The organism is Mesonia aquimarina, assembly GCF_003667275.1.
GTDB classification, from domain to species: Bacteria; Bacteroidota; Bacteroidia; order Flavobacteriales; family Flavobacteriaceae; genus Mesonia; species Mesonia aquimarina.
The window spans coordinates 21788-35470 of sequence record NZ_RCNV01000012.1 but is presented as its reverse complement, the minus strand read 5'-3'; the positions used below and the strand labels follow the sequence as shown (position 1 = coordinate 35470).

Below are 13683 nucleotides of genomic sequence, written 5' to 3'. Positions count from 1 at the left end.
TTCCGTTTTTCCCTCGCACGCAGCTCAGGACATGTTCCTGAAATAATTATTCAGGCCTTATACTTTTATCTCAACTTCAACTCCACTAGGTAATTCTAACTTCATCAACGCATCAATCGTTTTAGAAGAAGAACTATAAATATCTAGCAATCTTTTATATGAGCTTAATTGAAATTGCTCTCTTGCTTTTTTATTTACGTGTGGAGAACGAAGTACTGTAAAAATCTTTTTGTGAGTTGGTAAAGGAATTGGACCTGTTACTACCGCTCCAGTTGTTTTTACAGTTTTTACAATTTTTTCGGCAGATTTATCTACCAAATTATAATCGTAAGATTTTAGTTTTATTCTGATTTTCTGACTCATGTTCCTTGTTATTAATCGTTAGCTCCTTTAGCTGCCTTAATTACTTCCTCTGAAATATTAGAAGGAGTTTCAGCATAGTGAGAAAATTCCATTGTAGAAGTTGCACGACCCGAAGAAAGTGTTCTTAAGGTAGTTACATATCCAAACATTTCCGCTAATGGTACATCTGCTTTAATAACTTTTGCACCAGATCTGTCTGACATACTATTTACTTGACCTCTTCTTCTGTTAAGGTCACCTACAATATCTCCCATGTTTTCTTCAGGAGTTACCACCTCATTTTTCATAATTGGCTCTAAGATTACCGCACCTGCTTTTTTAGCAGCCGCTTTAAATCCTAATTTTGCAGCCAACTCAAATGATAATTGATCTGAATCTACTGGGTGAAAAGACCCGTCTTTTAACGTAACCTTTAATGTATCCATATAGAATCCTGCTAAAGGACCGTTTTTCATTGCCTCTTCAAATCCTTTTTGCACCGAAGGAATAAATTCTTTAGGAATACGACCACCTTTAATTTCATCTACAAACTGAAGTCCTTTCCCTTCAAAATCCTCATCTACAGGCCCCATTTCGAATACAATATCAGCAAATTTACCACGACCACCAGATTGTTTTTTATAAACTTCTCTGTGCTCAGCATTTTTAGTAACTGCCTCTTTATACTCTACCTGCGGTTCACCTTCGTTAACTTCTACCTTAAATTCTCGCTTTAAACGGTCTACAAGAATTTCAATATGAAGCTCTCCCATTCCTGAAATTACAGTTTGACCTGAAGCCTCATCTGTCTTCACCTGGAATGTTGGGTCCTCTTCAGCTAATTTAGCTAATGCCATCCCCATTTTATCGACATCTGCCTTAGTCTTTGGCTCTACCGCAATACCAATTACTGGCTCCGGAAAAGTCATAGATTCTAAAACAATCGGATTATTCATATCTGTTAACGTATCTCCTGTTTTAATATCTTTAAAACCAACAGCCGCCCCAATATCTCCAGCTTCAATCTTTTCGATTGGCTCTTGTTTATTTGAGTGCATCTGATACATTCTTGAAATACGTTCTTTTTTCCCTGAACGATTATTTAACACATAAGAACCTGCTTCTAGTGAACCAGAATAAGTTCTAAAGAAAGCCAAACGACCCACAAAAGGATCTGTAGCAATCTTAAATGCTAGAGCTGAAAACGGAGAATCCACATTAGGCTTACGAGACTCCTCTTCACCTGTATCTGGATTTGTTCCTACAATTGCATCTACATCTACAGGAGAAGGCAAATAACGCATAACAGCATCTAACATTGCCTGAACACCCTTGTTTTTAAACGCAGAACCGCACATCATTGGAATAATAGACATATCAATTGTTGCTGCTCTTAAGGCCGCAATAATCTCATCCTCAGTAATAGAGTCTTCATCTTCGAAGAATTTCTCCATTAACTCTTCATCATATTCCGCTACAGCTTCAACTAATTCTGCACGGTACTTATTCACATCTTCTTCTAATTCAGCAGGAATATCAATCTCCTCATAAGTCATCCCGTGATCTTCATCATTCCAAATAATTGCTTTTTTAGAAATCAAATCAACCACACCTTTAAAGTCAATCTCATCACCGATTGGCACTTGTAAAGGCACCGGGTTACCACCTAGCATTTCTTTAACCTGCTTACAAACGTTAAAAAAGTCAGCTCCTTGACGGTCCATTTTATTAACGAATCCTAAACGAGGTACTCTATACTTATCAGCTTGTCTCCAAACCGTTTCAGATTGAGGCTCAACACCATCTACTGCTGAAAACAAAGCAACCACCCCATCTAAAACACGCAATGAACGCTCTACTTCTACTGTAAAATCAACGTGACCAGGAGTATCAATAATATTAACTGTATACTCTTGATCTCTATACGGCCAAGTACAGTGCGTTGCAGCAGAAGTAATTGTAATACCTCTCTCCTGCTCTTGCTCCATCCAGTCCATTGTTGCAGCTCCATCATGAACCTCACCTATCTTATGACTGATACCAGTATAATAAAGGATACGCTCAGTAGTAGTTGTTTTACCAGCATCAATATGCGCTGCAATTCCTATATTTCTTGTAAATTTTAAATCTCTTTGTGCCATGTTATTTAGAATCTAAAGTGTGAGAATGCTTTATTTGCTTCAGCCATTTTATGCGTATCTACACGCTTCTTAACAGCCGCACCTTCTTCTTTAGCTGCAGCTAACACTTCAGCAGCTAATTTAGCAGCCATTGCTTTTTCATTACGCTTTCTTGCGTAAGAGATAAGCCACTTCATCGCTGTAGATACTTTTCTATCTGGTCTGATTTGCATTGGAATCTGAAATGTCGCCCCACCCACACGTCTACTTCTCACTTCTACGTGAGGCATAACGTTAGATAAAGCATCTTTCCAAACTTCTAAACCGGTTTTTTCATCGTCATCTTTTTTCTCCTCTACGATATCAATAGCATCGTAAAAGATTTTAAAAGCAACTGATTTTTTACCGTCCCACATCATCATGTTAACAAAACGCGTCACTAACTGATCATTAAACTTTGGATCCGGTAAAAGAGGTCTCTTTTTTGCCTGTCTTTTTCTCATGTCTTCTCTTTAAAAGTTGTTAATTACTTCTTAGGGCGTTTTGCACCATATTTAGATCTACGTTGCGTTCTTCCTTCTACACCTGCGGTATCTAAGGCTCCACGAACAATGTGATATCTAACACCTGGTAAATCTTTTACCCTTCCGCCTCTTACCAATACTATCGAGTGCTCTTGTAAATTGTGTCCTTCTCCCGGGATGTAAGCATTCACCTCTTTACCGTTAGTCAACCTTACCCTTGCTACTTTACGCATTGCTGAGTTTGGTTTTTTAGGTGTAGTGGTGTAAACACGTGTACATACGCCGCGTCTTTGAGGACACGAATCTAAAGCAGCCGATTTACTCTTCTTGGTCATCTTGGCTCTTCCTTTTCGTACTAATTGTGAAATTGTTGGCATAATTTCTTTTACACTATAATTACGTTAAATAATAAATACCCTATTTTTAGGGTTTGCAAATGTAGAAATTTATTTAAAGTATTCAAATTATAATTGATTAATTTTCAGCAATCTTGAAAATTATTTGTTTCTTTTGGCAAGAAATAAAAATTAAAGACGTTTTCTAACGCTATAAATATAGATTTTGAAAATAAACACATCATTTCTTTTTACAATTTTGTTCACCCTATTTTTTTATAATAAAAATATAGGTCAAACACTATATTTAGAAATTGACGGAAACAATCCTTCAGAAGATAGCATCATTAATAATTCGAATTATAAAACAAAGCATACTAATTTTAACGGCATTCAAAAAGAAATTGATTCAATTTTTAAAAGTTTTCAGAGAAAAGGATATATAAATGCAAGCAGAAAAAAAACACAAAAGAGAAACGATTCAACTTTTTTTACTGCATTTACCTTAAAAAAGAAAATAAAGTCTATTAAAATTTTCTTTAAACCGAATCAAATACCTGAAGAGTTACTAAAAAAAATAAGCGAAGAATATACTGACACTTTTTTTATTATTCCTTTTTACAAAACAGAACAAACACTAAAATTTTTAAACAGGGAATTATCTGACCAAGGAAAACCTTTTAACAGCTTACAACTTTTAAATATCAAAAAAGAGAACAAAGAAAAAATTTCAGCTACAATAAAATCTAATACGACACAAATTCGGACTATTGATTCAATCGTAATTAAGGGATATGAAAAATTTCCAAAATCTTATATCAAAAATTTTGTAAGAATAAAAAAAGGTCAAATTTTCAACAAGAGTGAAATCGATAAAAAAATTGAGCGATTAAATAATTTACGTTTTGCAAATTCATTAAGAAACCCCGAAGTACTTTTCACAAAAGATTCAACAATATTATATTTTTACTTAGAGAAAAAAGACAGTAATTTATTTGATGGGTTCTTAGGATTTTCTACAAATGAAGAAACCAGCGATTTAGAATTAAACGGATATATTAACCTACAATTAGTAAACAATTTAAATTTCGGAGAATCATTAGCCATAACTTACAAAAGCGACGGAAACGAACAACAACGATTCAACGCTAATTTAAAACTACCCTATTTATTCAACACAGCTTTCGGCACAGAATTAGAATTAGACCTTTTTAGAAAAGACTCAACTTTCACAACAAACGCACAAAGTGCAAAATTAACATACCAGTTAAATTCTCAAATATCCCTAAAAGCAGGCTACCAAGGAAATTCATCCAATTATTTACTAGACACACCTCCTGTAGCAGGAACCGTAACAGAGGATTACAATGCTACATTCTTTTTAGCTGGTGTGAATTTTCAAGAATTAAACGGTTACCAACAATTAATTCCAATAAAAGCCGAGGCAAACCTTGAATCTCTCATAGGAAAAAGACAAAGAGAGAATTCTGAAAGCGACCAATTAGGAATTGAGTTAAATGCTTTTTACAATTTTCATTTAAACAACCGAAACATAATATTTTTAGGGAATTCTACAGCATATTTACAATCTGACGACTATCTCACTAATGAATTATACAGATTTGGAGGCATACAAACTATGCGAGGTTTCGAAGAAAATAGTCTTTTCGCTTCTTTCTATAGCGCCTTTCAAACGGAATACCGCTATCTTCTTTCATCAAACCTATACATTCATACTATAGCAGATTTTGCGAAATTAGAGAATCAAGTAATAGACAATTCCAGTAATTCTTTATTCGGAATAGGCTTCGGTTTAGCTCTTAAAACACAAGCTGGAATTTTAAAGCTTAATTTTGCAAATGGAAAAACTAGAGCGCAAAATTTTGAATTCAAAAACACGAAAATCCACCTAAGTCTTACTGCCATTTTCTAAAAATTAACGCATCATAAGTACATATTTCGCAAAAAAAAAAGTAAATTTTAGTTGAAAATAGTTGTGTAATTAACTTTTAATTAGGATTTTTGGCTTTGGCTAATTCAAATAAATTATAAAAATGAGAACAAAGTTTAGTGGAATTTTAACGCTATTGCTGGCGTTTGTCGTGCAAATATCCTTTGCACAAGAAAAAACAGTTACCGGTACAGTTACCGATGACACAGGGCTACCCTTACCCGGTGTAAACATTATTATCGAAAACTCAAACACCGGTACACAAAGTGATTTTGATGGTAACTACAGTATTGAAGTTGCAGAAGGTGAAACTTTAGTGTTTAGCTATGTAGGTTTTGCTGAGCAAAAAATTCAAGTTGGAACCTCGAATTCTTATAATATTACAATGAAGGCGGGTGACAATGAATTGGATGAAGTTGTAATAACCTCGTACGGAACTACAACCAAGAGAAAAAGTACTCAAGCAGCTACAACTATCACAAGTGAGAATATTGAAAACCGACCTAATGGTTCTGTAGTTCAAAGTATTCAAGGTCAAGTTGCTGGTTTAAATATTGCATCTAACAGTGGGCAGCCGGGCGCAAATAGTCAAATAATTTTACGTGGTGTTGGATCTATTAACGGTAATATCGAACCACTATTTATTATTGATGGTGTGCCGGTTGATGAAGACAACTTTAGAAGTATAAATCCTAATGATGTCGAAAGCGTAACAGTATTAAAAGATGCTGCAGCAACTTCTATCTATGGTAACAGGGGTGCTAACGGGGTTATCGTAATGACAACTAAAGCTGGAAAATTCAATCAAAAATTAAAATTTAGTTATTCTGGGCAATATGGTTTTTCAGAACTTCAAAATTTGAACATTGAATTAATGAATTCCAGAGAAAAATTAAACTTTCAAAAATCTTTAGGACAGGGTAGAGGAGCAGGTCTAACAGACGCTGAAATTGAATCTTTAGCTAAAAGAAATAATACTTACTGGGCAGATTATTTCTTTAGAAAAGGAGAAACAAATAGTCAAAACCTATCTATTACATCTGGTTCAAAAAATACAACAACTTTCACGTCTTTAGGCTATTTCAAGCAGGAAGGTACCTACATAGCCTCTGACCTACAGAGATTTAGCTTCAGAAATAAGATATCAGGAAAGAGTGATGATGAAAAATTCACTTACACTACGAATATCAACGCTAACTTTTCTGAGTCCAATTTTGACGATGGAGATGGTTCAAGAAGCATCTATTTCAACCCCTATTCTGCGGCAATGCAAGGTTTACCTTTCCTGAGTCCATTTGACCCAGACGGCTCTGTTACAAGAGATGGCGGCATTCCTTTTGGTAGTGTTTCTGGGTTAACTCCAGATTTAGCTCCTTATGTATTGTTAAATTCTGCGTATTACAACACAAATAAAGATGAAGAAATTAAAATAGTTGGAAATATTCAAGCGGATTACAAATTTGCTAAAAACTTTCATGTCGGAGGTACTTTCGGTGTAGATTTTACATCAATCACAAATAATGAGATCCTACACCCTTCAAGCATACTGGGGCCATTCCAAGCTGAAATTGGTGCTGAATTTGGTGGTTTAGACAGGAATAGTTATCAAAGAGATGCTAATTTTAATACTAATTTTAATATAGGTTACTCTAACACATTTAATGACGTTCATACAATTGATGCAAACTTATATACAGAATATATTAAATCTCATCTATGGGGCTTCGGATTTACTCAACGTGGATTAGACCCTAAGACAGTAGGAACTGATGCTGCTTTTGTTAGTGGAACTACAGTAGAGGTTATTGGCGGTAATGAGCTTAGGCCTTATATTATTGCAGATGCTGAAAAAACTAAAACTAGCTTAGAAACTGGTTTATTCTCCTATTTTGGAACAATCGATTATGATTATGATGGCCGCTTTGGAGTATTCGCTTCTTTAAGGCGTGATGCTTCATCTCGCTTTGTAGATGAAAATCAATGGGGAACTTTTTGGTCTGTAAGTGGACGTTGGAATCTTAGTGAAGAAGCCTTTATGGAAAACTCTTCTTTTAATCTATTAAAATTACGTGCATCCTACGGTACTGCGGGTAATCAAAGAATTACAGGCACACGTTATGGAGGACTTAATCTTGTAAGAAATACCTATACCTTTACACCTGGCGGATACAACAACAATGGAGGTTATGCAGCGAGCAATATTGCTAATAGAAGTTTACAATGGGAACAAACAGCACAAGCCAATATTGGTATAGATTTTGGTATTTGGAATAACAAATTAAGAGGTAACTTAGATGTTTACAGAAAAGAAACCACTGACTTATTCCAGTCTAGACCAATTTCAGCAGTTAATGCTACAACAGCAATTAACTCTAATATTGGTTCAATGACAAATAAAGGAGTTGAAGTCTACTTTAATTATACATTATTGGATCAAGCAGACTGGAGAATAAATGTTTCAGCGAACGGATCTTACAATAAAAATGAAATTCAAGAATTAGCAGGAGCTGAGGATGGAATTGTATTTAACGGAGGATCTACAGCTCTAGCCGAAGGACAACCGATAGGTTCTTTCTACACTGTAAGATACCAAGGTGTTAATCCTTCAAATGGAAAAGCACTATTTTTAGATGCAGATGGGAATTTAACCGAACAATTAGTTGATGCTGATCGTGTTTTCACTGACAAGCAGCAATATCCAGTTTGGCAAGGAGGTTTTGGGTTTGATGTATCCTATAAAGGATTCTCTCTTTCTAATCAGTGGGTATGGTTTGCTGATATTTACAGAAACAATCTTGATTTAGCCGACTTGGAAGGAAATGCAAATATTACAGATCGAAATAGTGCGGCTTCAGTTTTAAATGCTTGGAAACAACCAGGAGATATTACTGAAATACCAAGAATGAATGGACAATTTTCGGGTGTAGATTTCATCAATATTTCTGATAGATATTTAGAAGATGCATCTTATCTAAGATTAAGAAATTTGACTTTTGGTTATACATTTAGCCCTAAAATGTTAGAAAAATTACCATTTACAAACCTAAAACTTTATGTACAGGGTGAAAACTTAATTACATTTAGTAAGTGGAGAGGATGGGATGCTGAAGGAGGTTTTACAGCAACTGCTGTATCAAACTACCCAACACCAAAAATTTACACATTTGGAGTTAATTTAAACTTTTAAAAAAAAAATGATGAGAATTAATAAAATAAAAATATTAGCAGTAGCGTGCGTTGCAAGTTTTATTTCTTGTAATGATGCTCGAGACATCGAACAAGACGGAATAATTTCCGAGGAAAATGTCTGGGAAAGTGTTGAAGATTTGCAATTGGGCTTAAACGGAGCTTACGGAGCATACAATCCAGAAGGAGCCATCAATTTCAATGCGATTTTTACCGATAACATTAAAAGAGGAGCCTCTAATAATGGGCAAGGTCAAGGTCTTTATAATTTTAATTTAATACCCGGAACAACAGAAGCAACAGGTATTTGGACTGGAAGATACTCTGCTATCAATAGAGTAAATCGCGTATTAGAAGGTGTTGAAGATTTAGAATATGACAACTCTTCAGATCAAGAAGAAGAAGATGAAATTAAAGCAGAATTACTAGCTTTAAGAGCTTTATCTCATTTGGATTTGTTCATGTATTACACAGAAGATTATTCAGACCCAAACGGTCTAGCTGTTCCAATTATGGACTTCGTTCCAGAAATCACAATTCAACCAACAAGGAATACTGTTTCTGAAACGCTTGAGTTTATTAAAAACGACTTAAATGAAGCGGCTCAATTAATCGGCAACCCTGAAGAGGGAAGCTTTTTTATAAATGGTAATACAATTAAAGCTATTCAAGCAAGAATAGCACTAATTGAAGGAGATTATCCAACAGCAATATCCTTAGGAGAAGAGTTAGTAGGTACATATCCACTTTCTGGTCAAACGGAATATGAAGAAATGTATCAAGATCTAGTACCAGGAGAATCTATTTTTACAGTTGGTCGAGGTTTAGATGATTCGGAAGTTGTTGGATTGTTTTATTTTAATGAACCTAGTTTAGATGGTGATCCATATTTAGAAGTATCAAATGGTTTATTTAACGAACTACAAGATGGAGATGTTCGAAAAGATGTAATCATTGGTTCTGAATCTGTTATAGTTGGAGAAAACTCAGATCAAAATATCATTTTAATTGACAAATATCCAGGATCAGATGCCGGAGTTAGGATTAATGACATTAAATGGATTAGATCTTCTGAGATGCAACTTATAGTAGCTGAAGCAAAAGCTAGATCTAATGATTTAGCTGGGGCTGCAACAGCTATAAAAGAATTAAGAGATGCTCGTTTTGATTCCAACACAACAGCTCCTTCATATTCAAATTTAAATGCAGCTCTTCAGGACATTCTTGAAGAAAGAAGGTTAGAGTTTGCCTTTGAAGGTCAACGTTACTTAGATATCAAAAGAATTGGCAAAGACATCAATGCCGGTATTACAAGAAATGAAACTGATTGTGCAAGCTTTAGTGCCCCTTGCGGATTACCTAGATCTAGCTTTAAATTCACTTTACCTATTCCTCAAGTCGAATTAAATGCTAACGGAGCAATCAACCAAAATAATGGTTATTAATATCAAAAAAATAAGAAAGATGAAAAGAATTAATTTATTTATGTTTTTACTTGCAGGTTTGCTTTTTGCATTCACTGCCTGTGAAGACAGAGAAGAAATAATATATGCTGGCCAAGAATCTGACCAGGCATTGATAAGTTTTAGTCGAGAAACTTACAATTTAGAAATCGAAATTGACGATGAAGGCACCTTAAATATTCCTGTTAATTCAAGTGCTGTTAGAAATACAGATAGAACATATGATGTTGTAATAGTAGAAGGTGAGACAAACACTACGGCAGATCCATCTACTTATGATGTTCCCGAAACTGTAACAATTCCTGCAGGAGAATATACCGGAACTTTAACTATTCAAGGGTTTGATAATGATGTGGAAACTACACCCGAATTATTAACCATTCGTTTAGAAGGCATCGAAGAAGATGCTTCTACTACTTTTACTACCGCTGTAATAAGTGTTTATCAAGTATGTCCTATTCCTTCTGATTATTTAGTTGGTGAATATATGATTCAAGATGCACAAGCCACTATTGGTCCTGGTAATGGTAGTGAAAATTTTGCTAATTCTGTTGTAAATATACAACCTGGAGAAACTGGAACAACAAGAACATTTACAGTTACCGTATTACCAGGAATTGTTGGAGCAAGTGTTGATGTTAACTTAAGTTTAATTTGTGGTGAATTTGTGCTTCAGGAGGTTGATCCCGGTATTTTCTGCGGTGAGAATCCAGATCCACCTTATTTATATGCGGGAGCAAGTGTTGGAGGGTTTATAAATAGCACCTATGATTTAAATTCCGATGATCAATTTACAGTTATATACACTGAAGACCCTGAAGGATCTTGTGGTGGTCCATTTCAAAGTTCATTTACGTTAACTAAAATTACAGAATAATGAAAAAAATATTCTTATACACATTAATAGCAGCTACAGGATTATTAAGTTCTTGTAATCATAATAATCCAAATGACGGTAAATTTAACGATGTCCCTGACAGCGGATTTTTAAATTTCGCTACCACATCATCGGCTACACCGGATAATCAAAATGTCACTATACCATTATCATTGACTTCCTCGGTAAACTCTGAAGGCTTAGATGTAACCTATATCATTGAAGCTGAAGATGGAGATGCTCCCGATGCAATTACCGGTACGTATACTCAAGAAAATGCTATCCCAGCTGGCAAATTAGATGGTAATCTTGAAATTAATATTGCAGATGTTGCTAACAATCCTTGTTATCAAGTTAAAATAACTTTGTTAGATACAAATAATAGCAATATCGAAATAGGCTTAGCTAATCAAGATGAAGATGGCACCAACTATCCAACTGAACATTTTATTAGTGTTGGTCAATTAGAGCCTTCTTTAAACTATACGGGTGTTACTTTTTTTCAAGGTTCTCCTGCATATCAATTTACCCCTACCTTGACTCCTATTGAAGGTGAAGTTAATTCATTTGAAATTAATACTGCATGGGGAATGGGCTTTCTACCCAGCTTAAATCCAGATTTAGATGACCTTCCTTATGACGGGACGCTTACCATCAACAATGATGGTAGCGTAACTATAGAAGGTAATCAAGCATATGCTACAGGAGGCGAAGGCTTCTTTAATGCTTGTGACGGAACAATATCTTACACCTTAACTCAGGCATACTTATCTGATACGAGTGTCACATTTGATGTGATATTAAGCCCTGCAAACTAAAATTGGTATAATTATTGTTTTAAAAAAAGCTGTCCGTTAAATGGACGGCTTTTTTATTTTTATTAACTATATTTACAAAAAAATTAATATGAAGTATAAATCACTACTATCATTAGCTCTTTTATCAACTATTGGTCTTAATGCTCAAACAATAGAGGAACGTAAAGAAATTTCTCAAAATTATAATCAAATTGCCTTAACTGAACTTTATAATAATGCTATAAAATTTGAACGAGTTCAAAGTCAAAAAGTTTTATCAGCATCTATTGCGAATGATTGGCCTATTAAAGTTTATGAAAATGGAAATCTCATAAAGCAAGCTTTTGATATCACTGATGACGGAATGCCAATATATACGTCAATACAAAATGCAAATGCATCAATTTCCACAAGAACAAACTTTTTGAATTCAGGAGGTAGCTTTGAATATGATTTAGACGGAGAAGGGATGTTAATTGGTTTATGGGACGGAGGTCTTCCTCTTAATTCCCATGTAGAGTTTACTGAAGGGCCTATAAGTAATATATCTAGAATTGAAAATGGCGAAACTTCAAGTGAAGACTTTCATGCTACTCATGTTGCTGGTACATTAATAGCTCGAGGCGCTGCTCCAGAAGCAAAAGGAATGGCTCCTAAAGCTAATGTAATTGCCTATGATTTTGCTGGTGACTTTTCTGAAATTGTATCAGAAGTTGAGGAAGGTTTGTTAATCTCGAATCACTCATACGGAACTCCTATATTTAATGATAATGGGAATATAATTTTAGATACGTCAGTTCCAGGAAAATATACTGGAAGGGCTCAATCTTTTGACCAACTTTCGTATCAAGCACCAATGTACTTAATGGTGTGCTCTGCTGGTAATGAAGGAAGTAACAGTTATTCTGGTAGTCTTGGAACAAATCGCGACAAACTTACCAATGAGAAAAATAGTAAAAATAACTTAGTAATTGCTAATGCTCAAGATGCTCAGATTAACAATCAAGGCGAACTAATAAATGTTGAAATCAACCCGTCTAGTAGTCAAGGCCCTACAGATGATAGAAGAATAAAACCAGATATTACTGGAAATGGTACAGGATTAATTTCAGCTTCTGACGATAATAATCAAGGTTATGGACAAAGTACAGGTACTTCTATGTCATCTCCTAATGTTGCGGGAACTTTGATTTTATTACAAGAATTATACAATGAATTAAATGACACCTATATGAGATCAGCCACTCTTAAAGGTCTTGCTTTACATACAGCTGATGATGCAGGGAAGCCTGGTCCGGATGAAGTTTTTGGTTGGGGACTATTAAATGCGAAAAAAGCTGCAGAAACAATTGTAGAAAATAATGAAGAGTCTGATGATGATAAAACAGCTATCATTAAAGAGTTAACTTTATCGCAAGGAGAAACGTATGCTATTAACGTTAATGTTACTGGAGTATCTACTTTAAAAGCTTCAATTTCATGGACAGATCCTGCTGGAAACATAGCCAATAATCAAATGAATTCTTCTACCCCTGTACTTGTTAATGATTTAGACATTAGAATATCTAATGATTCTGATACATATGAACCATGGAGATTAAACTTTTTTAATCCTACAGGTAATGCTGAAAAAGGAGATAATACAGTTGATAACATTGAGCGAGTAGATACGGAAAACGCTAATGGATCTTATACAATTACTGTTACACATAAAGATAATTTGAATAGTGGATCTCAAGACTACTCGTTAATAATAACTGGTATTGAAGGAGGACTTTCTGTAGATGATTCGACAATAAATAAAATCACTGTTTGGCCAAACCCGGTACAAAATTCTGTTAACTTTACAAGCCCTAATGGTTTTTCTGACGCAGAAATTAAAATTTATGACCTAAACGGACGTATAGTTAAATCATACGATAACATCACGAGCAACAAAACTTTTTCTGCTGATTTATCAGGAGTACAGACTGGAGTTTATATTGCCAACTTAACTGATGGAAATGGATTAAATATTCAAAAAAGAATTATTAAAAAGTAATTTTTTAGTACTTTTACAATTCATTAAGGGCAATCATTTTTGGTTGC

10 protein-coding genes are annotated in these 13683 nt (G+C 34.7%); 6 read left to right on the top strand and 4 right to left on the bottom strand.

What is annotated here, in order from left to right:
* Nucleotides 1-57 precede the first annotated feature (57 nt).
* The 4 genes from rpsJ to rpsL are packed head-to-tail and all read right to left on the bottom strand — an operon-like array spanning nucleotide 58 to nucleotide 3363.
* Nucleotides 58-363 carry a 30S ribosomal protein S10 gene (gene rpsJ, locus D9R05_RS13605; RefSeq protein ID WP_111541895.1) on the bottom strand — a complete coding sequence of 102 codons (306 nt, stop codon included), beginning with the start codon at nucleotides 361-363 and terminating at the stop codon, nucleotides 58-60.
* A gap of 11 nt (nucleotides 364-374) precedes the next feature.
* Complete coding sequence (gene fusA / locus D9R05_RS13600; RefSeq protein WP_121667781.1) at nucleotides 375-2483, bottom strand: elongation factor G; 2109 nt, start codon at nucleotides 2481-2483, stop codon at nucleotides 375-377.
* Nucleotides 2484-2488: 5 nt separating this feature from the next.
* A complete protein-coding gene (gene rpsG / locus D9R05_RS13595; RefSeq protein WP_121667780.1) occupies nucleotides 2489-2965 on the bottom strand; it encodes a 30S ribosomal protein S7 in 477 nt (158 codons plus the stop codon).
* A 23-nt stretch (nucleotides 2966-2988) separates the two neighbouring features.
* Nucleotides 2989-3363: a 30S ribosomal protein S12 gene (rpsL, locus tag D9R05_RS13590; RefSeq protein WP_121667779.1), complete on the bottom strand. Its 375-nt coding sequence runs from the start codon at nucleotides 3361-3363 to the stop codon at nucleotides 2989-2991.
* A gap of 184 nt (nucleotides 3364-3547) precedes the next feature.
* Between rpsL and D9R05_RS13585 the strand changes: the two genes are divergently transcribed.
* The 6 genes from D9R05_RS13585 to D9R05_RS13560 all read left to right on the top strand — a co-directional run bounded on the left by D9R05_RS13585 (nucleotide 3548) and on the right by D9R05_RS13560 (nucleotide 13636).
* Nucleotides 3548-5254, top strand: coding sequence for a POTRA domain-containing protein (locus D9R05_RS13585; RefSeq protein WP_162984996.1), 1707 nt, complete (start codon nucleotides 3548-3550; stop codon nucleotides 5252-5254).
* A 121-nt stretch (nucleotides 5255-5375) separates the two neighbouring features.
* Nucleotides 5376-8459, top strand: coding sequence for a SusC/RagA family TonB-linked outer membrane protein (locus tag D9R05_RS13580; RefSeq protein WP_121667777.1), 3084 nt, complete (start codon nucleotides 5376-5378; stop codon nucleotides 8457-8459).
* A gap of 10 nt (nucleotides 8460-8469) precedes the next feature.
* Complete coding sequence (locus D9R05_RS13575; RefSeq protein WP_162984995.1) at nucleotides 8470-9903, top strand: RagB/SusD family nutrient uptake outer membrane protein; 1434 nt, start codon at nucleotides 8470-8472, stop codon at nucleotides 9901-9903.
* A gap of 19 nt (nucleotides 9904-9922) precedes the next feature.
* Nucleotides 9923-10798, top strand: a complete 876-nt coding sequence (locus D9R05_RS13570; RefSeq protein WP_162984994.1) for a hypothetical protein — start codon at nucleotides 9923-9925, stop codon at nucleotides 10796-10798.
* On the top strand, nucleotides 10798-11616 hold the full coding sequence (locus D9R05_RS13565) for a hypothetical protein (RefSeq protein WP_121667774.1): 819 nt from the start codon (nucleotides 10798-10800) through the stop codon (nucleotides 11614-11616). Before D9R05_RS13570 ends, D9R05_RS13565 begins: the two co-directional genes overlap by 1 nt.
* 40 nt (nucleotides 11617-11656) lie before the next feature.
* Nucleotides 11657-13636, top strand: a complete 1980-nt coding sequence (locus D9R05_RS13560) for a S8 family serine peptidase (RefSeq protein WP_121667773.1) — start codon at nucleotides 11657-11659, stop codon at nucleotides 13634-13636.
* Nucleotides 13637-13683: the final 47 nt, after the last annotated feature.

What these genes read in the sequence shown, in the direction of transcription:
- rpsJ (WP_111541895.1), bottom strand. Translation starts at nt 363, where the DNA reads ATGAGTCAGAAAATCAGAATAAAACTAAAATCTTACGATTATAATTTG.
- fusA (WP_121667781.1), bottom strand. Translation starts at nt 2,483, where the DNA reads ATGGCACAAAGAGATTTAAAATTTACAAGAAATATAGGAATTGCAGCG.
- rpsG (WP_121667780.1), bottom strand. Translation starts at nt 2,965, where the DNA reads ATGAGAAAAAGACAGGCAAAAAAGAGACCTCTTTTACCGGATCCAAAG.
- rpsL (WP_121667779.1), bottom strand. Translation starts at nt 3,363, where the DNA reads ATGCCAACAATTTCACAATTAGTACGAAAAGGAAGAGCCAAGATGACC.
- D9R05_RS13580 (WP_121667777.1), top strand. Translation starts at nt 5,376, where the DNA reads ATGAGAACAAAGTTTAGTGGAATTTTAACGCTATTGCTGGCGTTTGTC.
- D9R05_RS13575 (WP_162984995.1), top strand. Translation starts at nt 8,470, where the DNA reads ATGAGAATTAATAAAATAAAAATATTAGCAGTAGCGTGCGTTGCAAGT.
- D9R05_RS13570 (WP_162984994.1), top strand. Translation starts at nt 9,923, where the DNA reads ATGAAAAGAATTAATTTATTTATGTTTTTACTTGCAGGTTTGCTTTTT.
- D9R05_RS13565 (WP_121667774.1), top strand. Translation starts at nt 10,798, where the DNA reads ATGAAAAAAATATTCTTATACACATTAATAGCAGCTACAGGATTATTA.
- D9R05_RS13560 (WP_121667773.1), top strand. Translation starts at nt 11,657, where the DNA reads ATGGACGGCTTTTTTATTTTTATTAACTATATTTACAAAAAAATTAAT.